At 49.4% G+C, this 22623-nt stretch carries 18 protein-coding genes and 2 pseudogenes; 11 read left to right on the forward strand and 9 right to left on the reverse strand.

Annotated features, from left to right (window positions below; all coding sequences use genetic code 11):
• Window positions 1-19 precede the first annotated feature (19 nt).
• Together ABA45_RS02110 and ABA45_RS02115 are read right to left on the reverse strand one after the other, a co-directional pair.
• A complete protein-coding gene (locus ABA45_RS02110; protein ID WP_084708257.1) occupies window positions 20-748 on the reverse strand; it encodes a metallophosphatase domain-containing protein in 729 nt (242 codons plus the stop codon).
• A complete protein-coding gene (locus ABA45_RS02115) occupies window positions 745-1359 on the reverse strand; it encodes a 3'-5' exonuclease (RefSeq protein WP_048384098.1) in 615 nt (204 codons plus the stop codon). Before ABA45_RS02115 ends, ABA45_RS02110 begins: the two co-directional genes overlap by 4 nt.
• A 497-nt stretch (window positions 1360-1856) precedes the next feature.
• Here ABA45_RS02115 and ABA45_RS02120 point away from each other — a divergent pair, with 497 nt between their 5' ends.
• The 3 genes from ABA45_RS02120 (at window position 1857) to ABA45_RS02130 (ending at window position 6617) form a co-directional block, all read left to right on the forward strand.
• On the forward strand, window positions 1857-2345 hold the full coding sequence (locus ABA45_RS02120; protein WP_053076107.1) for a tetratricopeptide repeat protein: 489 nt from the start codon (window positions 1857-1859) through the stop codon (window positions 2343-2345).
• Window positions 2346-3620: 1275 nt separating this feature from the next.
• On the forward strand, window positions 3621-5078 hold the full coding sequence (locus tag ABA45_RS02125) for a type ISP restriction/modification enzyme (RefSeq protein WP_227506104.1): 1458 nt from the start codon (window positions 3621-3623) through the stop codon (window positions 5076-5078).
• A gap of 594 nt (window positions 5079-5672) precedes the next feature.
• Window positions 5673-6617: a competence protein CoiA family protein gene (locus ABA45_RS02130; protein ID WP_157035517.1), complete on the forward strand. Its 945-nt coding sequence runs from the start codon at window positions 5673-5675 to the stop codon at window positions 6615-6617.
• Between the two features lie 820 nt (window positions 6618-7437).
• On the opposite strand, the gene ABA45_RS02135 is transcribed toward ABA45_RS02130, so the two are convergent.
• Complete coding sequence (locus tag ABA45_RS02135) at window positions 7438-7752, reverse strand: type II toxin-antitoxin system TacA family antitoxin (protein WP_048384102.1); 315 nt, start codon at window positions 7750-7752, stop codon at window positions 7438-7440.
• A gap of 331 nt (window positions 7753-8083) precedes the next feature.
• Here ABA45_RS02135 and ABA45_RS02140 point away from each other — a divergent pair.
• From ABA45_RS02140 to ABA45_RS02150, 3 genes and pseudogenes are all read left to right on the forward strand, one after another.
• Window positions 8084-8248: pseudogene (locus ABA45_RS02140) on the forward strand (helix-turn-helix domain-containing protein); the annotation flags it as partial.
• Window positions 8249-8646: 398 nt separating this feature from the next.
• Complete coding sequence (locus tag ABA45_RS19040; protein ID WP_053076108.1) at window positions 8647-9315, forward strand: helix-turn-helix domain-containing protein; 669 nt, start codon at window positions 8647-8649, stop codon at window positions 9313-9315.
• Between the two features lie 10 nt (window positions 9316-9325).
• Window positions 9326-10048: a nucleotidyl transferase AbiEii/AbiGii toxin family protein gene (locus tag ABA45_RS02150; RefSeq protein WP_048388596.1), complete on the forward strand. Its 723-nt coding sequence runs from the start codon at window positions 9326-9328 to the stop codon at window positions 10046-10048.
• Window positions 10049-10424: 376 nt separating this feature from the next.
• Here ABA45_RS02150 and ABA45_RS18220 read toward each other — a convergent pair whose 3' ends face one another.
• The 3 genes from ABA45_RS18220 to ABA45_RS02170 all read right to left on the reverse strand — a co-directional run bounded on the left by ABA45_RS18220 (window position 10425) and on the right by ABA45_RS02170 (window position 12584).
• The gene (locus ABA45_RS18220) at window positions 10425-11153 is read right to left on the reverse strand and encodes a nucleotidyltransferase domain-containing protein (protein ID WP_053076109.1); all 729 of its coding nucleotides are present in this window, start codon (window positions 11151-11153) and stop codon (window positions 10425-10427) included.
• A 91-nt stretch (window positions 11154-11244) separates the two neighbouring features.
• On the reverse strand, window positions 11245-11973 hold the full coding sequence (locus tag ABA45_RS02165) for a metallophosphatase domain-containing protein (RefSeq protein WP_084708258.1): 729 nt from the start codon (window positions 11971-11973) through the stop codon (window positions 11245-11247).
• The gene (locus ABA45_RS02170) at window positions 11970-12584 is read right to left on the reverse strand and encodes a 3'-5' exonuclease (RefSeq protein WP_041635206.1); all 615 of its coding nucleotides are present in this window, start codon (window positions 12582-12584) and stop codon (window positions 11970-11972) included. Before ABA45_RS02170 ends, ABA45_RS02165 begins: the two co-directional genes overlap by 4 nt.
• Window positions 12585-14498: 1914 nt before the next feature.
• Here ABA45_RS02170 and ABA45_RS02180 point away from each other — a divergent pair.
• Window positions 14499-14855: a hypothetical protein gene (locus ABA45_RS02180; protein ID WP_048384109.1), complete on the forward strand. Its 357-nt coding sequence runs from the start codon at window positions 14499-14501 to the stop codon at window positions 14853-14855.
• Between the two features lie 2468 nt (window positions 14856-17323).
• On the opposite strand, the gene ABA45_RS02185 is transcribed toward ABA45_RS02180, so the two are convergent.
• Both ABA45_RS02185 and ABA45_RS18395 read right to left on the reverse strand, forming a co-directional pair.
• A complete protein-coding gene (locus ABA45_RS02185) occupies window positions 17324-17563 on the reverse strand; it encodes a helix-turn-helix domain-containing protein (protein WP_084708259.1) in 240 nt (79 codons plus the stop codon).
• A gap of 13 nt (window positions 17564-17576) precedes the next feature.
• Window positions 17577-17846, reverse strand: a pseudogene (locus ABA45_RS18395) (DDE-type integrase/transposase/recombinase); the annotation flags it as partial.
• A gap of 148 nt (window positions 17847-17994) precedes the next feature.
• Here ABA45_RS18395 and ABA45_RS02190 point away from each other — a divergent pair.
• From ABA45_RS02190 to umuC, 3 genes are all read left to right on the forward strand, one after another.
• Window positions 17995-18342, forward strand: a complete 348-nt coding sequence (locus tag ABA45_RS02190) for a RepB family plasmid replication initiator protein (RefSeq protein WP_048384111.1) — start codon at window positions 17995-17997, stop codon at window positions 18340-18342.
• Window positions 18343-18583: 241 nt separating this feature from the next.
• Window positions 18584-19027 (forward strand): LexA family protein, encoded by a 444-nt coding sequence (locus ABA45_RS02195; RefSeq protein WP_048384113.1) that lies wholly within the window; start codon window positions 18584-18586, stop codon window positions 19025-19027.
• 22 nt (window positions 19028-19049) lie between these two features.
• Window positions 19050-20327: a translesion error-prone DNA polymerase V subunit UmuC gene (gene umuC / locus ABA45_RS02200; protein WP_048384115.1), complete on the forward strand. Its 1278-nt coding sequence runs from the start codon at window positions 19050-19052 to the stop codon at window positions 20325-20327.
• 230 nt (window positions 20328-20557) lie between these two features.
• On the opposite strand, the gene ABA45_RS02205 is transcribed toward umuC, so the two are convergent.
• Window positions 20558-21286: an HNH endonuclease family protein gene (locus tag ABA45_RS02205; RefSeq protein ID WP_227506105.1), complete on the reverse strand. Its 729-nt coding sequence runs from the start codon at window positions 21284-21286 to the stop codon at window positions 20558-20560.
• Window positions 21287-21985: 699 nt separating this feature from the next.
• Here ABA45_RS02205 and ABA45_RS02210 point away from each other — a divergent pair.
• Window positions 21986-22561: a hypothetical protein gene (locus ABA45_RS02210; RefSeq protein ID WP_048384117.1), complete on the forward strand. Its 576-nt coding sequence runs from the start codon at window positions 21986-21988 to the stop codon at window positions 22559-22561.
• Window positions 22562-22623 lie beyond the last annotated feature (62 nt).

Here is a 22623-nt window from a genome sequence, read left to right on the forward strand (position 1 = left end):
TGGCGATCGATGGATCGCGTCACAGATCATCCAGATCGATACGCAGGCTTGGTTCGCTGAGGCGCTCCCTTACCAAATCAACGAGCGCTTGATCACGCGGTAACGGCTCGTTGGCAGAAAGTTCCAACACCACGGGCGCATTGGAAGGTTGGTACCGGAGGGTGCACGTGCTGGCGTTAACCAGTCGGGTGTTGCCCAGGCGATACTCGCCATACCCCTCATGAATATGTCCGAAGATGTGCGCTTTCAGGGCGAGCTGTCGGACTCGATCCAGCAACTGCTCGCATCCTACGTTCTGGCACTTGAACCCCAGGTTTGCCTCGTCGCCAAAGCCTTTGGGCGGGCCATGAGTGATCAGAACATCGGTGTCTTCTGGGATCTGCATCCATCGATCATGCAGGGCTTGCCCGCGATCCAGCATGAACGCCCAGTCCTGAAATGTTGGTGTCCACAGTGAGCCCCAAAACCGAACGCCTTCGATTTCAATGCCACTGTCTTCCAGGTAAACGGCGTTCGTCAGTGCCTCCCGAGCCAGCGCCGGCGTTTCTTGAAACGCCCAGTCGTGGTTGCCGGCAATCACGATTTTGTGTCGATGGGGCAGGGTGCCCAGCCACTCGTTTAGATCTTCCACGTTTTTTAGCGTGCCTTGCCCCAGGCTGTCACCGGCGTGAATCAAAACATCGCCGTCCGGAATTTTCGGTATTTGCCTGTGCAGGCTGTGGGTGTCGGAAATACAAACGATCCTCACAGGCCTTCTCCCTGTGGGGTTAACAATTCCGCTTCTAACGTCCAGTCCATAAAGGGCAATAAGCGCACCATGTTACGCGCGTCGTCTACGCCGCGGTGATGATGCCCTTCCAGCGCCAGTCCATGGAACTCGAGAGCATGGGCCATCCCGTTTTTACGTTTTTGCCCCGTGGTCCGGCGCCAAAGTCGTTTCAGGTTTAAGTGCGGGTAGTTCATCAGCGATGGGAATACCTTGTGCTTCTCGCTGTCTGCTTGAATGTGTAGGCGGTCATAGTTGCCCCAGCTGCACCAGAGAAAATCCTCGTGGGGTTGACCTAGCCATACATTTATTAAGTGGCACGCTTCCGAAAAAACGGGGGCAGCATCGACCATCGACTGTTGGATGCTCGTTAGCGACTTGCAGAACTCACTGAGCACGGGGTTTAGTGTCGGCCGCACCAGAAATGACTGACTATCCAACAACTCGCCGTCCCGAGTCGCCAGGGCACACCCAAACTCGATAATCTCCATATTATGCGTGCTTTGGCGCTCGCCAGAGGGTGCTAATCGACGCTCCCAACAGGTCGCTTCCAGATCAACAACTAATACCGGAGTTTCATAGGCGGAATTCATTTTTGATAACTCTGGATCATAACCGACTCGTTTTATTTTGCGGCTCCATCAGACTGCCTGCTTTTTAGCTCCCGCACCATACCTAGTTCTGTGCGGGAGTTGGCGCTGTAGAACCAGTTCAGAGCATGAACTCTGTTGCCTGAGGCACAGATTTTGTTGCCGCTGGAGAGAAACAGTGAAGCGTAATTCGGCTTAAAGTTATCCCCAAAATTTGGGGAAAAGCCTGTGGTTAAAGCTGTTTTTCGTAGGTCTTTCCCATCCGCTCCGGCAGACACGCTGAGTCGGTCAAAAAACAAACAAAGTGGCTTTGCCTCCCCTGCGCTACAGACGATCCGAGTCTACTGCCGATAACAGGTCTTATGGTAAACAGGCTATCGCCCAATGAACATAAGATCCGTTGGGCGCAGCGAAGCATGCCAATAAAATCAGTCGTTTTTTGCCATTCATGCCCCATTCTGAGTACATTGACGACTCCAACAAACAAGCAGGAAGCAGTCATGCCATTAAGAACCGCGAGAGCCATAGGGATGTTTTGCGTTGCTCTGAGCATAGGCGCCACACAGATAGCTGGTGCGGCGGATTTTGATAAAGGTTTGGCAGCGCTACATAGTGGCGACTACGCCACCGCCTTTCAGGAGTTTCGGTCCTTGGCCGAACAGGGCCATACCAGTGCCCAATACAATCTGGGGAATAGGTACGCTAATGGGCAAGGGGTTCCGCAGGACTATGCTGAGGCGGTGACCTGGTACCGGAAAGCGGCCGAACAGGGCGATGCCAATGCCCAACTCAATCTGGGGTATATGTACGCTAAGGGGCAAGGGGTTCCGCAGGATTATGTTCAAGCTCACATGTGGTTTAACTTGTCAGCTTCACAGGATGGTAAAGACGCAGCTTACAATCGCGACATTGCAGCCGAGCGCATGACAAACCAGCAGATTTCTGAATCTCAAGCCCTTGCCCGAAAGTGGGTGGCCAAAAACAGGTAGTAAATGGCTAGAAGTAAAACCGTAGGGGTGTCGCGACATAAGATTGGCTGGTATGACGCTAGTTAAGGGAGCTCTGGGCCAGAACCACACAGCCTCATCCTCCGCACCCTTGTTTACCCTGAGTCGATTTGAGACAGACCTCAGGTTTTCTGTATAACGCCCATCAAACGGTCGTTTTCTGAGCGCTAATTTTGCACTCTCAAAAACTAACTTTTCTTGTGGTTTTTTGATAAACAATTGCGTCTAAAAATCTACGACTAGAAAACGGTAAGGCAGCTTGGCAGTGAGCAGACTACCTGTAGCGACGAAAAAGTTACTTTAATAAAGCTTGTGCCTGTAAAAACTGACCGTGAAGGGTAGGTGTCGCCAGTAGCGGTCAAATTTGACCGAAGAGCGCAGGGATTGGGAGGCAAAAAGTGGTAGCCGGCAGGGCGAAAGCAATTTGTGTGCGCGCACACAGAATGCGGTGAATGGAGAATCGGCAGTTGGAAGCGGGGCATGGCGCGGTTAAATTTGACCGTCACCCTGGTTAGACAATGCTTTCTCAATCTGTGGTCGCGACCACAACTCTGGGGTTTCCCCTTATCCACTCGAAAATCCAACTTACTGTGGGCGGTCAAATTTGACCGTTACCCTGGCTAGACACTGCTTGTTCAATCTGTGGCCGCGGCCACAACTCTGGGGTTTCCCCTATGTACCCGAAATCCCAGCCGGCTATCGACGGTCAAATTTGACCGTCACCCTTGCCAGACAATGCTTTCTCAATCTGTGGTCGCGACCACAACTCTGGGGTTTCCCCTTATCCACTCGAAAATCCAACCTACTGTGGGCGGTCAAATTTGACCGTCATCCTGGCCAGACAATGCTTTCTCAATCTGTGGGCGCGCCCACAACTCTGGGGCGTTAAAGAAAACCCTGTATTAGTAGGATAAATTACTAAAGGCTACTAAGCGCATCTACGAAATATCTTAAGGGCGAATTTGTTACCAACTTAATTATTTTTTCACCCGAAACCCCCAGCCTGCAATGGGCTGGTCAAATTTGACCGTCACCCTAGTTGGAAGTTATGTATGTATAAAGGCCAATGTTCTATATATGTCGGCACGAATATGTATAGAAAATTGAGAAAACTATACATGACGGTGGTTGTTCCGCCTTTTTTTCGCCAACTCAGCTTTGAAACGATGATCTATGTCGATGGAATCAACACAGCTTCATCACGTCGACTGCAACGGCCGAATTGGCAGTCTCAGGTGGGGTGTGGAGCGGTCAAATTTGACCGTCACCCTGGCCAGACAATGCTATCCACAGGCCGAAGAGCACGGGAAGATCTACTTCCATGATATCGGCGACTATCTGACCCGTGAGCAGAAGCTGGAGGTCGTCTCTGAGTTCGGCAGCATAGCTGGTATCACCCAGAAATCGGGTTGGCAGATGATCGAACCTGATGAGTTTGGTGACTGGTTGAACCAACGTGATCCCTTCTTTGACACCTATATGGCCTTAGGTGACAAGAAGGATAAGGCAGCTGCAGAAATATTTGATAACTATTCGAGGGGTGTAGAAACAAGTAGAGATGCTTGGGTTTATAACTACTCTGAAAGCAAACTCAAAAATGTTGTTGAGGAGATGGTTGACTTCTACAACTCTGAAGTCAAAAAGATCAGTGGGCTTTCGGTCCCAAAAGAAGAACATGCAGATTATATTGACTTCAATACTCAAAAAATTTCTTGGGGACGAGCAATCAAAAATGATCTATTGAAGTTGAAGAGTCATACGATTGATAGATCCGGTTACCGGACCTCGCTGTATAGGCCATTCACCAAATCTAATTTCTACTTTGATAATAATTTCAATAACATGGTCTATCAGATGCACAAGTTCTTCCCTCAGCGGGATTCGGCTAATCTGGTTATCTGTTTGACGCTTGCAGGCACTAAGGGGTTCTCTGTGCTGATATCTGACACTCTACCTGATCTGCACTTGGTAGGTGATGCACAGTGTTTCCCCTTTTATCTGTATGAGTCAAATGAAGACCAGTCGGATGATCTCTTGTCTCAGGGTGGTTCCGGTCATGTACGGAAGGATGCCATCACGAATGATGCACTGGAGCACTTCCAATCCGCTTACCCTAGCTCCACCATCACCAAGGAAGACATCTTCTATTACATCTATAGCCTGCTTCACAGTGAAGAGTACCGCGAACGTTATGCAGACAACCTCATAAAGCAGTTGCCACGTATTTTGCGCATGAAGCAGTATGGGGACTTCGTTGCCTTTGCCCAGGCCGGACGTGACTTGGCGGCGCTGCACCTGAACTACGAAAGCGTTGATCTGAATACCCAGGTGACGCTGGGAGGTTCACTGGGACTACGTGTGACGGAGCAAGGCGTTAAAGGTGGCCAGGATGCCGATTTCACGGTAACCAAGATAAAACCAGCCAAACGGGGTGAGAAATCCAAAGTCATCTACAACAGCAAGATCACCATCGAGAACATTCCGGAAGAGGCCTACGACTACGTGGTAAACGGTAAGCCGGCACTGGAGTGGGTGATGGAACGCCAGGCGGTCACGACCGATAAAAAGTCCGGAATCGTCAATGATGCTAACGACTGGGCGGTCGAGACTATGGACAACCCGCGCTACCCGCTGGAACTGTTTCTTCGTGTGATTACGGTGAGCTTGGAGACACAGAAAATCGTTAGAGGTTTACCAAAGCTGGATATTTTGTAAGAGCTAGACCTCAGAAAGCCAAGGATGGCACTGGGCGCTCGGGCTACTGCGCATACTCTTCGGTTATGTTAAGTCAGAGGGGAGCAGGTCAGTACAGCAGTAATCGCAAAGATCTCGTGAACCATAATGAACACCGCACCTGGTTTAACTTATGCGTCGTGTGTCCGTTCATGAAAAGGCCGAAATTCTATATTAATTAATGGTTTCAGTGGGTTATGAATATAGATCGAATCTGAAGTTCATGTGGCGCTTCATCAGCACTACTTTGTGCCCTTCTTACGAACCAAAACTTGTCAGATATCGCTATTGCACAAAAAACTAGAGATCGAAAGCGCCGGGGATATGGAGGGCGTCAGTCCCACAACTCGGGATAAGCGAATAGCGAGCCCGGAGAGGCCCGTTTCGAAGGGCTCGCCAAAAGACCACCAAGTTCACAACGAACCTGTACGATTGATCAAACAGAAGCCGCTCTGTATTCTCTGCTCACATAAACCTATGCGCTTCCAATGAATAGCCATTGGAGTAATCACGGATTGCTTCAACGATCAATTAACTGATTGTGAAGGTTGAAGTACAGCCACGGATGAACGATGCATGAGCAGTTTAAAAATACCTTTTGGTTTCAAAAAAGGACGGCTAGTCGAGGTCGATGATGTCCCTTCAGGCTTGAGATGTGGTTGCGTTTGCCCTGGTTGCAAAGGAGATTTAATCGCTAAAAAAGGCGAGGTGAATGCTCATCATTTCGCCCATGCCCACGCCAAAGATAGTGATCTCTGCGAATACGGAACTGAAACCGCAATCCATCTGATGGCAAAGCAAATCCTCTGCGAAGAAAAAGGAATATTTGCCCCAGCGAGCCTTATTGAAAAGAAAGACGTTGATGATCGAGGTAACAGCCATACAGCATCTCGCGTAGCTCACAACAAAGGCTCGCTTGTTTTTGATGAGGTAGTCAGTGAAACATCCTTTGGCGCGGCTATCCCAGACATCCTTGCAACCATGGGTGGCAAACAATTCATCATTGAGATCGCAGTCACCCATTTCTGTGGCAAAGACAAAATCTCCGCCTTCCGAGAAGAACACTGCAACGTACTTGAAGTCGATCTTCGATCGTTCACCAAAAACCTTCCAACCAAGGAGGAATTGCGGTCCTATCTGATGGAAGAAGAAGCTACCCGTGAATGGCTGTCACTCAAATCGTATGGGGATGTTGAAAATCAGGTAGAAAAGGAACTGCAAGAGAAGATCGCTGCCGCCAATTTACGAAACAAGGCCAAAACAGTAACCCGAGTGGAACGTCCACAGCCCCAACCACCAGGAATCTACCAGCGGTCCGAGCTGATTACTTACAGCAAAGTCGATACGAAGAGACGATGGCTGGCCTGTTCGTCATGTAAAGAAAATCAAAAAGCCTATCCAGACTGGCAGGATCACCTCCCGGAGGAGGTTTTTCTGTTTTCTTGCTCGTGGGAAGAAGCACCTTGGGAGGCAACAAGCGTCCCATGCCCATTCTGTAATTCGCCCGTTATCGTCAAATAAGGCGCTTTGCGGGAACATGACATGCCATTGCCTATTGAGCTTTGATAAGCAGTGCCGATTTAAAAAGTATCGATGATTTAGGCGGTGCGCGGGAGGTGAGTCGTCACGGGAAATTTGGCAGCTAAGTTAAAAGGCACTGCGCATAATACCCATTCTGTAAAACGCCCGTCCCCTAGACTTAGGGGCATGCATATTTAAAGAGAGATGAAATGCGCAGTAAATTTCTCGCTTATAAAGAGATTAATTCGAAGCAGTAAAAACAGCGGTTTCGCTAAAGTCGATATCTGGGGCGTTAAGCCCCAATTGCTTTCGATGCTGAATGCGCAGACTGCTTGTCTTTTTTAACCACTTTAACAATTAACAATTTTGGCGCAGACAGTAATTGGCAGCCAGAGTGTTAACCCATCATCACTAATTGGCATGAAATGCTCGGTGTATCTCATGTAAAAACCGACAACATCACTATTTTTACAGTCAACCACCACCCCCGTACCGCCGACGCTTTCTGACGCAGCGACAGCTAAATGTATGGCATGAGTTAATAAGAGATGGCCGAAACCATTACCGGACTGGTTCTTGTCTACTGCTAGCTTGGCGAGGCGATAAATCGGAACATTTTTCCCGAATGTTCCTTGCGGCTTTAGAGCCTTCGGGAAAATCTTGTTCGCTGGGAACGAGGGTGATGTACCCTAGAATGGCAGTGGGAACGTCGTCGTCTACCAAGACCCAAGTCCTTGTTGATCGCTTGGTATCTGACTGGCGCGCTGTACTTCTTAAATAATTATTGAGTTCCTCATGACCGCAGTCAAAATTTTTGCGGTCATGCTGTTTCGTGATTGTTTCGATTTTCATTGATTACATCCTTGTATCTCTTAACTTTTGCAATTGTGCTTGCGCTGAGAGAGACAGGACGGTCTAAGGCTTCTAACATTCGATTCGATGTATCGAGAGATACATGTATCTTTGTCATCTGCTCTGTCACGACCTGTGCTCGCTCGCGGGCTGCGTCTATCAAAAATTGACTGACGCTCATGCCAGACAATTCCGCAGCTGCGCTGATGAATTGTTGAGTTGCATCGTCGACTCTAGCGACGATGCGTGACTCCTTTCTCCCAGAGTTATTGATAGTTTTCATATATATTCCCCAGCCCCCTGCTACCATTTTTACTTATAGCAAGGATGACCTTTCGTTAGTTTGGGTGGCCGTTATTGGCCTATCCTATTTTTGCTCGTGAGTCTTCGCTCACTGTTTGCCATAGTGGCACACATTTTACCTTTTGTGAAGGCGTGTGCCAAAAAGACACACACTATCCTGGGTTGATTCCTAGGTGTGGCCAAATTCCTTCTCGAGCATTGGTAATGCTCCAAAGGTTGCGCAGACCCGTCAAAGCGAGATTCCAGACTAGAAACCAAGGTACCAACGAAAGACCCAACAGAACTACATGGAACCTAACCAGGTGACAGACATGGCAAACGAACGATTCGAAAGTGTGTGGGATGCGATTGAAGACACCCCTGAAGAAGCCCTGAACATGCGCCTGCGCTCCGAGCTGATGATTCAGATAACCAGGCGCGTGAAGGAGTGGGGTGTCACTCAGAAAGAGGCGGCGCGGCGCCTGGGCATCACCCAACTGTGGGATAGGAATAAAGTTGGTAATTAAAAGTTGCTGTAGGGCACGCATTTTAACCTCAACATCGACGTGACGAAAATAAAGTTGGTAACTTTGGAGTCGGTCCAAGTAGCAGAGCTGGCACTGCATGATAATAAAGTCGGTAACTATTAAAACTTGGCTGGCACGACGAATTCCAGCTTCCAATTTCAGGCTAAGACTCTGGTTACCTCGTTAATATGATTTCCAGCATTCCCCAGCCTGTATCCAGAGTGAATTTGGCAAGCTTCGTTTTCGTCATGGCCAGGGAATTCACATTTACAGGGTAAACACTTGCTTTCTACATCCCTACTAAATGTGGCATAATACTGCCATGCGTATAATGTTGCGCATATTTGACGGTTACTGGAGGATCAATCATGAGTACGGCCGTATCATTAAAGGAGATGTCGCAGCCCTTCTATGAAGAATTGGGGCGCTCTATTGCTTTGGCTCGGGGCACGGAAAGTGGCAGCGAACTTTCTGACCGCGTTGATATATCACGGCGGACGCTGACGAAAATTGAAAAGGGTGATCCTTCGGTAGCATTTGGCAGTTACTGTGCTGTCGCTCAGGCATTAGGTCTTCAGTGGCTGTTTGATTTGGTCATGACCTCGCCTGCGTCCAATCCTTCGGTTCCACAGCACTACCTCACCGGGGCCTCAGCACTATCACTTGCTAAAGAAGGCGAAATGCCGGCGCTCTGGTATTCATCATCATTGTCCAATCCAAGTCGTTGGCAGATAGCCGGTGTAGGCATCAATGGCGCCAGTCATCTTCTCGGGGCTCATGAGCTCTGGGATGCGACAGAAGAAATCAAAAGTCTCGGGGTCAATGTTGCACGGATCTGGTCAGCGACACATGAGCGTGCGTTGTTCGATCTGATGTATCACTTCTTCGAAGTGCGCCAGAAACCAATGCCTAACATCCAAGTCAGCGATATCGATGATGTGGTGAACATGGGCAAGGTTCAGCAGTGGGTGAAGGACTTTCGCCCGTTCCTATCTTCTAAGGGGGCAAGCACGATGCTCAAGTGGATAAATCATTAGGGTGGTGGCCATGAAACTGTCTGAGCGCGAAAAAGCCCACGCAAGGATCATGAGGGCGATCTGTGAGGTAATCGGAGCGGGAAATAAGCCTTTGGTGCTGAAGGGTGGCACCGCCTTGATGCTCTGCTACCAGATAGACCGGTTCAGTGAGGATTTGGACTTCGATCTTTTGCGTGAACTGAAAACGCACCTGAACCTTGAAAGCATTTGTAAGGATGGCCTGAAAAAACTTAACAAGCAGGGAGAAGGAATTGAGCTGAGTAAATTTGCTGATCTCAAAATGACTGATACAACCCATCGTGCTCGCGCCTTATTCAAATTGCCGGGGGAAAAGATGCCGGTAAGTGTGAAGCTGGAGATTTCGGCCAGACGGTTACCTGATCCGAGTGTTGTCCAAGAGCTAAACGGTATCAGGGTTTACAACATTGACGAGATAGCCCGACTCAAGTTACTCGCGGCTCAAGCAAACCCGGAGATGCCGTATCGAACAGCAGCAAGGGATCTGCACGACTTGGCGTTTATTGCCAGTGAGTACGAAGATGATCTGTCGGATGAAACTATTAGCGATCTTGAGGTCTTTTTTGCGGATACTGAAGCGCTTATGATGCGCTACGCAGACGCCTATGAGGTGGATAGTATTCTGAATGGGCGCCTTTATGGTGATCTGGATGTTATCGAGAAGTGGAATGATAACCGCGGGGACGACAGCAATTTGATCTTGTTTCAGCCCTGAGTGATTCTATTGTGAATGGGGTGTTTTATGGTCAAAACCATCGCTCGACCAGCGAATCCTTTGCGCCACTGAAACCATAGTGTCGCCAGAAAAAACAGCGTCTAGGTTGACGTACATAACCACCGGGAAAGAGTTACCAACTCTATTAGTAAGTTACCGACTATATTATGATCCCACACTACTGAGCTTGGCATTCGGTATCACCCGACCCCTGACGATACGTTGGCAGAAATCGCTACACGTCTTGCGGGTGATGACGTCGTGACTGATGAGATTGAAGATTTGATTGTGACGCTAAAGCGCGCCGGAGTGATCAGCGGCAATGAGATGGGGACTTTGTTGAGTCGGTATTTGTCGGAGAAGACCCAAATCTAAATCAGGCCTGCCAGACGACAATGCCCTCACTGGCAATCCTCTCTAAAACCTCCAAATCGACAGGCCGCGATCGCTCAGGGTTTGACCATTCGGCCTCCCAAACCGGATGTGGCCGGATACGAACACCCGTTACCAACAAAATTTCATAAGCCACGCTGGCAAGGGCGAGCTTCACATCAACAAACTCTCTGAGCCCCTCATTTTCTCCGCGCAATAAGACCGCCACATTGGTATCGCTTTCCGCGCAGTAGTCACCGCGAGCCCGGCTACCGTACAAAACCAGCTGGACAACATCGAATTCTTTTGAAAGGGCTTCAGCGAACGTCAGAATGGGTTCGCGAATATCAACCTGGTTGACGAGAACCATTTGTCCATAGCCAACGGGTGCCGCCTGTTCCCAGGCCTGAAGCTCTGCAGGCACTGGCGCACTTAGATCACAATGGGCCACCAACTCTTTCAAGCTATAGGATTTTCGTTCCGACATGGCTTTATCTCCTGGTTCCTTTACGCCCCAGAATAACAGCGGCCTGGAGGGTTGCAGCCTCTGAATCAGAGAAATCGTTCCGGCGCTTGGTACTTCGCCACCCCACTCCTGAGCATTCCGATACCGAACAGCCGGCCGGGGCACTAGCTCGATAATATCGTCAAACCCGGTTTCATAACCCTCGACCAGAACCGGTGTATCCGGTGGCAAGGTTTTCAGCTGTGTGATTAATTCTTCGACCGTCATAGTTAACCTCTCTTGCCAACGACTGATAACAGCGCGAGAAAACCAGAAACACACAAACCCTCAGTTGAACTATGGCGATCGATGGATCGCGTCACAGATCATCCAGATCGATACGCAGGCTTGGTTCGCTGAGGCGCTCCCTTACCAAATCAACGAGCGCTTGATCACGCGGTAACGGCTCGTTGGCAGAAAGTTCCAACACCACGGGCGCATTGGAAGGTTGGTACCGGAGGGTGCACGTGCTGGCGTTAACCAGTCGGGTGTTGCCCAGGCGATACTCGCCATACCCCTCATGAATATGTCCGAAGATGTGCGCTTTCAGGGCTAGCTGTCGGACTCGGTCCAGCAGTTGATCACACCCTACGTTCTGGCACTTGAATCCCAGATTCGCCTCATCGCCAAAGCCTTTGGGCGGGCCATGGGTGATCAGAACATCGGTGTTGTCAGGGATCAGCGTCCATTTGTCATACAGCGGCTTACCTCGCTCGAGCATAAACGCCCAGTCCATGAAGGTGGGTGTCCAGGGTGAGCCCCAAAACCGAACGCCTTCGATTTCAATGCCACTGTCTTCCAGGTAAACGGCGTTCGTCAGTGCCTCCCGAGCCAGCGCCGGCGTGTCTTGAAACGCCCAGTCGTGGTTGCCGGCAATCACGATTTTGTGTCGATGGGGCAGGGTGCCCAGCCACTCGTTTAGATCTTCCACGTTTTCTAGCGTGCCTTGCCCCAGGCTGTCACCAGCGTGAACCAAAACATCGCCGTCCGGAATTTCCGGTATTTGCCTGTGCAGACTGTGGGTGTCAGAAATACAAACAATCCTCACAGGCCTTCCCCCTGTGGGGTTAACAATTCCGCTTCTAACGTCCAATCCATAAAGGGCAATAAGCGCACCATGTTACGCGCGTCGTCTACGCCGCGGTGATGATGCCCTTCCAGCGCCAGTCCATGGAACTCGAGAGCATGGGCCATCCCGTTTTTACGTTTTTGCCCCGTGGTCCGGCGCCAAAGTCGTTTCAGGTTTAAGTGCGGGTAGTTCATCAGCGATGGGAATACCCTGTGCTTCTCGCCGTCTGCTTGAATGTGTAGGCGGTCATAGTTGCCCCAGCTGCACCAGAGAAAATCCTCGTGGGGTTGACCTAGCCATACATTTATTAAGTGGCACGCTTCCGAAAAAACAGGGGCAGCATCGACCATCGACTGTTGGATGCTCGTTAGCGACTTGCAGAACTCACTGAGCACGGGGTTTAGTGTCGGCCGCACCAGAAATGACTGACTATCCAACAACTCGCCGTCCCGAGTCGCCAGGGCACACCCAAACTCGATAATCTCCATATTATGCGTGCTTTGGCGCTCGCCAGAGGGTGCTAATCGACGCTCCCAACAGGTCGCTTCCAGATCAACAACTAATACCGGAGTTTCATAGGCGGAATTCATTTTTGATAACTCTGGATCATAACCGACTCGTTTTATTTTGCGGCTCCATCAGACTGCCTGCTTTTTAGCTCCCGCACCATACCTAGTTCTGTGCGGGAGTTGGCGTTGCAGAACCAGGTCAGAGCATAAAAAGTGTTGCCTCAGGCACAGATTTTGTTGCCGCTGGAGAGAAAGTGTGAGGGTTTTTTATATAGAATTGGCTCCAAACCCCGCAAAGGTTCCATCAAACTGCCTATACTGCTCACTATCGCACCATACCTAGGTCTGTGCGGGAGTTAGAATTACGGAACCAGATTCCGCCCCTCACGAGCAAAGCACGAACCAAATTCCACCCCACATTATAAAAAAACGAACCAGATCCCTGATTTTTGGGTCAGATGACAGGTGCTGAAAACTTTAAGTATGGTTCAGATGGCACCTTTTTAAACGTACTTTGCTTTCAGTTTGGTTCGTGACGGACGCTGTAAACGCACACTTGGTTCGCCACAGGCAATGTAGACTGCACATTGCTAAAGCGAGAATCAAAAATATAACGTAACTCTATGGTTTATCGAGGAAAAGCCCTAATTAGTTGGCTAGACGGGAGACGAAGTTGAGAGACCTAAACGGGAGAAGACATATCCACAGGGAGCGAGATTTTTACTGATTGAGTTATTTTTTATTGAAAAATTGCGTACTTATAGCGTTTTAACATCTTGTTTTAAATAGTTTTTTTATCGATTCAGCAATGGTTAAACCGTCAGAGCCAAAGAGCGAACCATAGACGTCAATGGTCGAACCATGAGAGCGAAAACAGTTAGCATTACGGAACCAGGTCAGAGCATAGAAAATGTTGCCGCTGGCATGAACTCTGTTGCCTGAGGCACAGATTTTGTTGCCGCTGGAGAGAAACAGTGAGGGGGTTTTTATAGAACCGGTTCCAAACCCCGCTGTTCGGCGACAATTAAGATGACCGGTCGCCAGACAGAATGGTATTGAACCCATAAATTGGCCGCTCGGTTCTCAAAGCGGTCCTTTCTTACGGTGCCGCGACTGACCGTTTCACCACAGAATCAAGCCAGAGTAAAAGATCCTCTCCTAAACAAAAGCGAACATTGGTAAGTCCGCTTTAAAGATGCATGCTTCCATTGGAAAGCGGACCTTTTTGCAGCGCCAGAATCGGCTGGTGATGTGCCTAAATTAGCCGCCATTGCAAAGCGGTGAGTGGCACAATTACTGGGGAGCGGGTCACGGGCGGCGAGAACCAGTTCGTTCCGCTATAATCAATAGCAAACATTTGTTGCTAATTCGACTTCGGCAAGACACTTGATGAGGGGTATCGTAAATGGGGTTTTTGAGGAAGCTGTTGGGCGGTGGGGATGGAATCTCCAAAACGGAGTTAATACGCGCTCTTGCGAAGCGCAGGATCAGCACTGATCCTGTAGCAAAAGGGATGGGCTATGACGAAAGCATGGTTGACTCACTAGGCGAGATGGAACTTATGGGCACGCCAGAGGCGGCGCTTGTCACAATAGTAGAGACGTACGCCGTCTCCCGTAAGAGCGGTACATCCGAAAAAGCAATACTTGATCATATCGAAGCACATCGCTCTCAGGTTGGCTCCGGACAACTACCGAAGCCACTGACTCTAGACTCTTTCATCCGATATCGATTTAAAATCGAGTTCAGTTCCGGTCCTCCAATCAGTGATGAGTTTATTTCAGAAGCCATCGCAACCACTAAACGACACTATGGTCTGAATTAGCACCACTGATGATCGGATGGAGGTGATGTCACCGACAATTTGCCGGAAGCTTGTCTTCTCTTCACATATCTTTCATGACGAGAAGCCAATCTACGGAATCACGCCGGTCAACATGGATGGTGAAAGCTGACACCTAAAAGTCCATTTGAGCCGACTTAAAAGGAAATTGTATGTTCGGGTTTAGAAATAGGAAAAAGTACAATGGCTCAGTGGACATCAAACTCAACAACGAGTACCAGATTCCTACTAGTGACAATCCGGGCTTTCCGGGAACGCTCGCGTACCTCGAACTAATCGACAAAGCCTGGGATGGAAAAATGTCGGAGGATGAAGGCGCTCTCTATATTGCCACACTGTATTATTGTGGCCTCCGCAAACATGGCCTTCACTCAGAGGCAGACGCCCTTTATTCGCGGATTCAATCCATTGTTAGCTTTGGCCTACCCAACGGCTTGATCTCACATGAGCGTTGGGACAAATTCAGTGGCGCAATCGAAAGAGCGAATCATGAGGCTGGCGAGGGGTGAGTGCAAATTAAACTTGCCTCTCTGTAGTGACTCTACCCTGGAATGTCGGTCCGTTCAAAACTGAAAAATCCGACATCGTAGAGCCTTGAGCCGGAGGCAAATGCCGAAATTAGGGCGATGTAAAAGATCTGCTTCGTGGTCAATCTGAATGTTCGCTTTGCGACCAAAACGAACTTCGTTCCAGAATAGCAAATCGGGTAAACCCCTATCTGGAAAAGGACCGCTTTTATCAGAAAACGGTCGTTTTCTGAGCGCTAATTTTGCACTCTCAAAAACTAACTTTTCTTGTGGTTTTTTGATAAACAATTGCGTCTAAAAATCTACGACTAGAAAACGGTAGGGCAGCTTGGCCGTCGGCAGACTACCTGTAGCGACGAAAAAGTTACTTTAAGAAAGCTTGTGCCTGTAAAAACTGACAGTGAAGGGTAGGTGTCGCCAGTAGCGGTCAAATTTGACCGAAGAGCGCAGGGATTGGGAGGCAAAAAGTGGTAGCTGGCAGGGCGAAAGCAATTTGTGTGCGCGCACACAGAATGCGGTGGATGGAGAATCGGCAGTTGGAAGCGGGGCATGGCGCGGTCAAATTTGACCGTCACCCTGGCCAGACAATGCTTTCTCAATCTGTGGGCGCGCCCACAACTCTGGGGTATCCCCTTATCCACCCGAAAATCCAACCTACTGTGGGCTGTCAAATTTGACCGTTACCCTAGCCAAACAACTCCATCTCCATCTCCATCTCCATCTCCATCTGTGGACGCGTCCACAACTCTGGGGCTCCACCTATTCACCTGAAATCCCAGACGGATATGGGCTGTCAAATTTGACCGTCACCCCGGCCAGACAACGCGATCTCCATCTGTGGGCACGCCCACGACTCTGGGGCGTTAAAGAAAACCCTGTATTAGTAGGATAAATTACTAAAGGCTACTAAGCGCATCTACGAAATATCTTAAGGGCGAATTTTTTACCAACTTAATTATTTTTTCACCCGAAACCCCAGCCTGCTATGGGCGGTCAAATTTGACCGTTACCCTGGTCAGACACCGCTTTCTCCAGTTGTGTGCGCGCACACAGAATCTGGTGATTGGGGAATTGGCAGTTTAGGGTAGGGCGTGGTGTGTTCAAATTTGACCGTCAAGGTCACAGTTGCCGAGGTGAAACTAGGTTGTGCGCGCGCACAGAATGCGGTGACTGTCGAATTGGCAGTTTCAGGTGGGGTGCGAAGCGGTCAAATTTGAACGTCATCCTGGCCAGACAACGCTCTCTCCATCTGTGGGCGCGTCCACAAATCCCGAGTTCTGCCCTTTCCACCCAAATAATCGAACCTACTATCGACGGTCAAATTTGACCGTTACCTTGGCTAGACAATGCTTTCTCAATCTGTGGTCGCGACCACAACTCTGGGGTTTCCCCTTATCCACCCGAAAATCCAACCTACTGTGGGCGGTCAAATTTGACCGTCACCCTGGCTAGACACTGCTTTCTCAATCTGTGGGCGCGCCCACAACCCTGGCGCCTCCCCTATTCACCCGAAATCCCGGCCTGCAATGGGCGGTCAAATTTGACCGTCACCCTGGTCAGACACCGCTCTCTCCACTTGTGGGCGCGTCCAAAAATCCCGAGTTCTGCCCTTTCTACCCGAATAATCGAGCCTACTATCGACGGTCAAATTTGACCGTTACCTTGGCTAGACAATGCTTTCTCAATCTGTGGTCGCGACCACAACTCTGGGGCGTTAAAGAAAACCCTGTATTAGTAGGATAAATTACTAAAGGCTACTAAGCGCATCTAGGAAATATCTTAAGGGCGAATTTGTTACCAACTTAATTATTTTTTCACCCAAAATCCCAGCCTGCAATGGGCGGTCAAATTTGACCGTCACCCTAGTTGGAAGTTATGCATGTATAAAGGCCAAAATTCTATATATGTCGGCACGAATATGTATAGAAAATTGAGAAAACTATACATGACAGTGGTTGTTCCGCCTTTTTTTCGCCAACTCAGCTTTGGAACGATGACCTATGTCGATGGAATCACCACAGCTTCATCACGCCGACTGCAACGGCCGAATTGGCAGTTTCAGGTGGGGTGCGGAGCGGTCAAATTTGACTGTCACCCTGGTCAGACAATACTTTCTCAATCTGTGGCCGCGGCCACAACTCTTGGGTTTCCCCTATTCGCCCGAAATCCCAGCCTGCAACGGGCGGTCACATTTGACCGTCACCCTGGCCAAACAACGCTTTCTCCATTTGTGGGCGCGTCCACAACTCTTGGGTATCCCCTTATTCACCCAAAATCCCAGCCTGCTGTGGGCAGTCAAATTTGACCGTCACCCCGGCCAGACAATGCTTTCTCAATCTGTGGACGCGTCCACAGAATCCGGTGAGTGGTGAATCGGCAGTTTCAGGTAGGGCATGGCGCGGTCAAATTTGACCGCAGATGGTCGCGATTTGATTGAGCCAAAAAAAATTCTATTTGTTGAGAGCCCGATAAACGGTCATTCGTGAAGCTCCCAATTCTCTGGCAACCTGGGCCTTTGTTTCTCTGTTTTCTATACGTTTTCGAATATCGGCGTCATCGACACTTTTTTGGCGACCTTTATAGGTGCCTTTAGTCTTCGCTAACTCAATTCCGGCGCGCTGCCGGTCTTTAATAAACTTCAGCTCCATATCCGCAACCATGCCAAGAACAGTGGTCACCATACGACCCATTTCACCCTTGGTTGCTTTGCTCCATTTGGTAACGCCGGAGCCTCTGAAGGAATAATCGACTGGTATACTGACGGCCTTGGTCGGAGTGAAACAGAGCCCCAGTTGGCTTTCCTCGTTGCTCGTAATCACGATCCAGCGCCTTTACCACCAATTCAGCATCAGGCTGGTCTGATAGTGCCCAGCCAACAATGCGGCGGGCGTAAAGGTCCAGAACGACTGCCAGATAGCTCCATTTCTGGCCAGCCCAGATGTATGTGATATCGCCGCACCAGGCTTGTTCTGGGCAGCAACAGGCTGCATAAAAGTATGATCTACACGACAACTACGGTGACAAATAACAGCGAGGCGAATCTATCCAAAAGCAACAAATTGGTCGTTACCAAGGAGGGGATCTCTGTGAGAATTAGGTTTTAATCTGTAAGGCAACAATCATGAATCAAGTCATTCTGCCTAATCGACTAGCTGAAGCCTCTTACCGATTGTCCCTTTTAGGGATGCGGCTCAAAATATTAGCAATGAGCAAACTGACGTTGGACAATTACGCCTTTGGTTACGCTGATCCCATCACGATTACGGCGGAAGAATGGTTAAGATTTTTTCCAGAGTCCGAAAACCCCTATCGAGACCTGAAACGAGGATTAAAATCCCTTGTTACAGCGAGAGTCAGATTCCCTCCGTACCGAGAAGACGATAAATTCTTGAAAAGTGGAGAATATCTGAGTGCCGAAGGCAAAGTGGTCCTACATTTTTGCCTTTTGTTCCTCAAAAAATGCTTTTGAATTAAACCGTATGGCGACCGCCCTATGTGTCAGCGTAGTTGTCGCCTGATTATTTTAGAGGACAACCATTCCCCTAACTCTTTGCTAGCAGGGTTTGAGGCAAGAAGTGTGTGCAGTTGTTCCCGTCAACGCTGGTTCTCGTTCCGCTTTTTACTATTGCTCTTCTTTCAAATTATCGAGTTGACCCTTCGCGTGTTTCACTCCAATATACTGTACAAATAAACAGTACTCGGTGCAAATCATGCCCTGCATTTTGCTTGGTGACTCCAGCTCGTTCTTGCGCCTCAACATCCCGCTCTTCCTTGAGCGAGTGTCCGCGGGTTTTCCTTCGCCTGCTGAGGACTATATTGAGAAAACCCTCGACCTGAATGAGCTGTGCGTTCAGCATCCGGCCGCTACTTTTTTTGTGCGAGTTGAGGGGGAGTCGATGATCGGCGCGGGAATCTTTCCCGGTGATGTGCTGGTGGTCGACCGGTCTTTGCGCGCGCAGCACGGTGACATCATTATCGCCAGCCTGGAGTCTGAGATGACTGTTAAAGAACTGCACCTCAACCCTCCGCCGGTTTACCTGCTGCCACGAAATCCTGCATATCAGCCCATTCTGATTGAAGAGGGCATGGTGCTGGAGGTCTTTGGTGTGGTCACCAATGTCGTTCGGTCACTCAAGCGGGGAGGAAAGTCATAATGACATCCACTGTGATAGCTGGATGAAAACCGTATTCGCTCTCGTTGACTGCAACAACTTCTACGCCAGCTGTGAAAAGCTTTTTCGACCGGATCTGCGGGATACCCCAGTGATCGTGTTGTCCAACAATGACGGCTGCGTGGTCGCCCGATCCCGAGAAGCTAAAGCCCTTGGCATCAAAATGGGCGTTCCGGTACACCACATTCGCTCGGAAATTCGACTGCATGGCATCCAACTGTTTTCGTCTAATTACACTCTGTACGGCGATTTGAGCCGGCGAGTGATGACGACCTTGGAAGCCCTGGCACCGCGAGTTGATGTGTACTCCATTGATGAGGCGTTTCTGGACCTGACTGGCGTAGAGCGCGCGGTCTCCCTAGAAAGCTTTGGACGCCAGGTCAAAGACACTGTTGTTCAGGATACCGGCCTACCGGTCTGTGTCGGCATCGCGCCCACTCGAACGTTAGCCAAGCTTGCTAACTATGCAGCCAAAAAATACCGGGCAACTGAGGGTGTTGTAGATTTAACCGATATAGGTCGACAGCGGCGCCTGATGGCTTTGGTACCCGTGGAAGAGGTTTGGGGTGTCGGTCGAAAACTATCAACCAAGCTCCAGGGAATGGGTATTACCAACGCGCTCGAACTCGCTGACGCTGACCCTTCAACATTGCGTAAACAGTTTTCCGTGGTGTTAGAGCGGACGATTCGTGAGCTTAACGGAATTGGCTGCATTCCTTGGGAAGATGTCCCTCAGCCAAAAAAGCAGATCATGTGCTCCCGTTCGTTCGGCTCCCCGTTAAAAGCCTTATCCGATCTGGAAGAAGCCGTTGCCCAATTTGCAACGAGAGCCACAGAAAAACTACGGAAAGGGGAGCAGTACGCCGGCGCACTGATGGTGTTTTTCCGAACAAACTCGTTCCGAACAGATCTTCCCCAGTATTCCAACAGCGCGTCAGTAAAGCTGATTACATCCACACAGGATTCGAGGGCCATCGTCCAACAGGTTTTAAGTTTACTCAGACCGATGTACCGAAACGGCTACGACTATGCGAAAGCCGGTGTGATGCTGAGCGACTTGGTTAATGCGACGACCATTCAAGACGATCTGTTTGCCAGCGCTTCACCTGGTGAGGGTGATCGGGCAGTCCGGCTAATGTCCGTAATAGACGAGATCAACCGAAAGTCACGGACAAAGGTGCGCAGCGCTCGGCAAGCGGGGCCCTCGGCTTACGCGATGCGCAGAGAACATTTGTCACCGGCCTACACGACAAATTGGACTCAGTTGCCGTCAGTGACCTGATGTGTAAAAACGCCAATGATGAGTAACCTTTAGTTCACTGAAAAGACCTGTCGCCATCGGAGTGCTGGGTAAAATTCATATTGGACAGAGAGTTGTAGCAGCGCACAAGCAAACCGGAGCAGTGTGCGGATATGCAGGCCTGTGAGCCTTTAAAAAGGCGTGCGTATCTTGCGGTATAAGATGCAGAGAGCCTGGGGTAGGGGGTTAAGCTCCACATAACGGGTAGGCAGTCAGCTTCTGCATTGGGTTATAAAAGCCTTAATCCACGCAGCTTCCTGACGGGAGGGTTTCAGGTTGTATTGTTTAACGATCCGTAAAAAACGAGCCACGTAGCCACACTGGCCAGCGGGCGGTAACCATTGATCTGGGCCTTGAGCACCTTTGCTTCGATTTAAACTCAACTCAACAGGCCATAGATTTACTGGATCGTTGGCAAACTGCTCACGCTTGTCTTTTGGCCATTGATTTGCACCGTGATGCCATGCCCAGGCCAGAGGCACAACATGATCGATATCGATATCGGATGCGTTCTGAATTATTTTGCTGCTGAACGGACTGATCCAGCGTCCGGTTACAACGCGACAGCGCTTAGCGTCAGCAAATCGAACCTGTGTGGTTGAAGTGGCGATCAATGCTTCTGCCCGGCTGTTCTGACAGTCTCCGTCCGCATCATCCCAGCCATGGCCAAAGGCTGCTCGCGAGTAATCATTGCGTCCCTTCGAAGGATTCTCTTTGCTGATAGCCGTCTTGGTCATGCCTTTTGGCAGCCGACCGTTTGATGCCATGCAAGCATCTAGCGAGTCAAAGGCAGTGTACTGAGTGGTCCGCTCATACCAGCGACTCTCAGGGCTATGACATAGGCCACTGCTGGATTTTTTAACGAGTTGTGCCGACGTTGTATGGGAAAAAATCAGCAAGAAGAAAGCAAAGCAAAGCCGTTTTTCTATAGTTTTCATCATGAGAGTAGCTAGGAGAGGTATTGATATGGAGTGGTGCATCATTTTGCGACGGTCTGGAGCTTATCACGGCTTTTACAGTAATCAAGATGAGTTCGTCGTCTGAGTGCCGTTTGTCGCTGACTGATTGAGGGGGGCGTCTTATTACGGGTGAGTGCCACCCCCTTTTAGGTGGCTCTGAATCGCTTGAATTCAAAGTTTTCTGTGAAGTTGTCTTGGCTTCGGCTTAGTATTCTAGAGGTGTTACTGGCTGACCATGCAGGTTACGGGTTGAGCTCAACAACACTGCCGACTCTCAATGGCTATCTAGAATAAATCTCGCCAAATAACGATGCCCTGTCCTATAAACTCCCGTCATTTCTATTCTGCTTTCGCGCGACTTGATGTGAAGTTCTTCGGAAAAAAATACGTCAATTTTTGTCTATAACACCAAATTTTCAGTGTCGTCGACGCCGACAAAATCAAAGCGGCACTGCCTGATTTTATAAATTAAGCCTGATGGGATTGGCCTATGGCAATCGACTCTCTGCACGACCGCTCTAAGCCCCCTCAGGACGAAACTTGTTAATTCTGAGTAGGCCATTGGCCTATAACTAATTGAAACGTATAATTTATTTTTAAACTATTTATCCGTTTGGCCAAAAAATGCGCTTTTCTTGTGTTAGAAATAAATGGTCTTAAACGTGTTAAATAGGTCTAGCGATGATTCCTGAATTTTTATGTCATGCCAGCTTTCAGTTTGTGAAGGTGTCTCACCTGCGATCCCAAGCGGGTATTTCGAGCAGAGTAGCCGCCCTGTTGATATCGCAAATACCTGCGATGAAAAGTCCCGGTTACCTGACACCTGAGGCCATCATTTTGCTCTTCGCGATGAATCCGCCTTGGGTTATAAAAAATCGCCAGGAATATCGTCTGATCCTGGCGAATAATTTGAGTTCGTGCATAGGGATGTTGTCCCCAGAAACCGAAATTCCTGTTCTGGTCATGCCAAAACAATTCAAGCACACGCCGGAAAAGTTTTATCAATTACAACTCCAGGCCACGTTTTTGCAAAAAATCGTGTTTGGGCTCGATCTATCGACAGCTGGCCCAGCAATCATTGCATTGTGGAAAGAGCTGGGGGGCCGAGAACGCCTAGCGCTCTCATCAGATCTAGGGACAAAAAGTGGTTTTTCGAGGGTGACTGGCGTCGATCGGCGCGTGAGGCCGCACGCTCAAACAATAGTGAAATCGACGTTTAGACAAATAGATCTGTTAGAGGGTGCTAATGGTGAATAGACAGTTAAACGCTGAGGTTCTGGAATTGTTGAGGCGAATTATTCGGCCTAGAGGCGATTGGT

This window comes from Marinobacter psychrophilus (genome assembly GCF_001043175.1).
GTDB lineage: Bacteria > Pseudomonadota > Gammaproteobacteria > Pseudomonadales > Oleiphilaceae > Marinobacter > Marinobacter psychrophilus.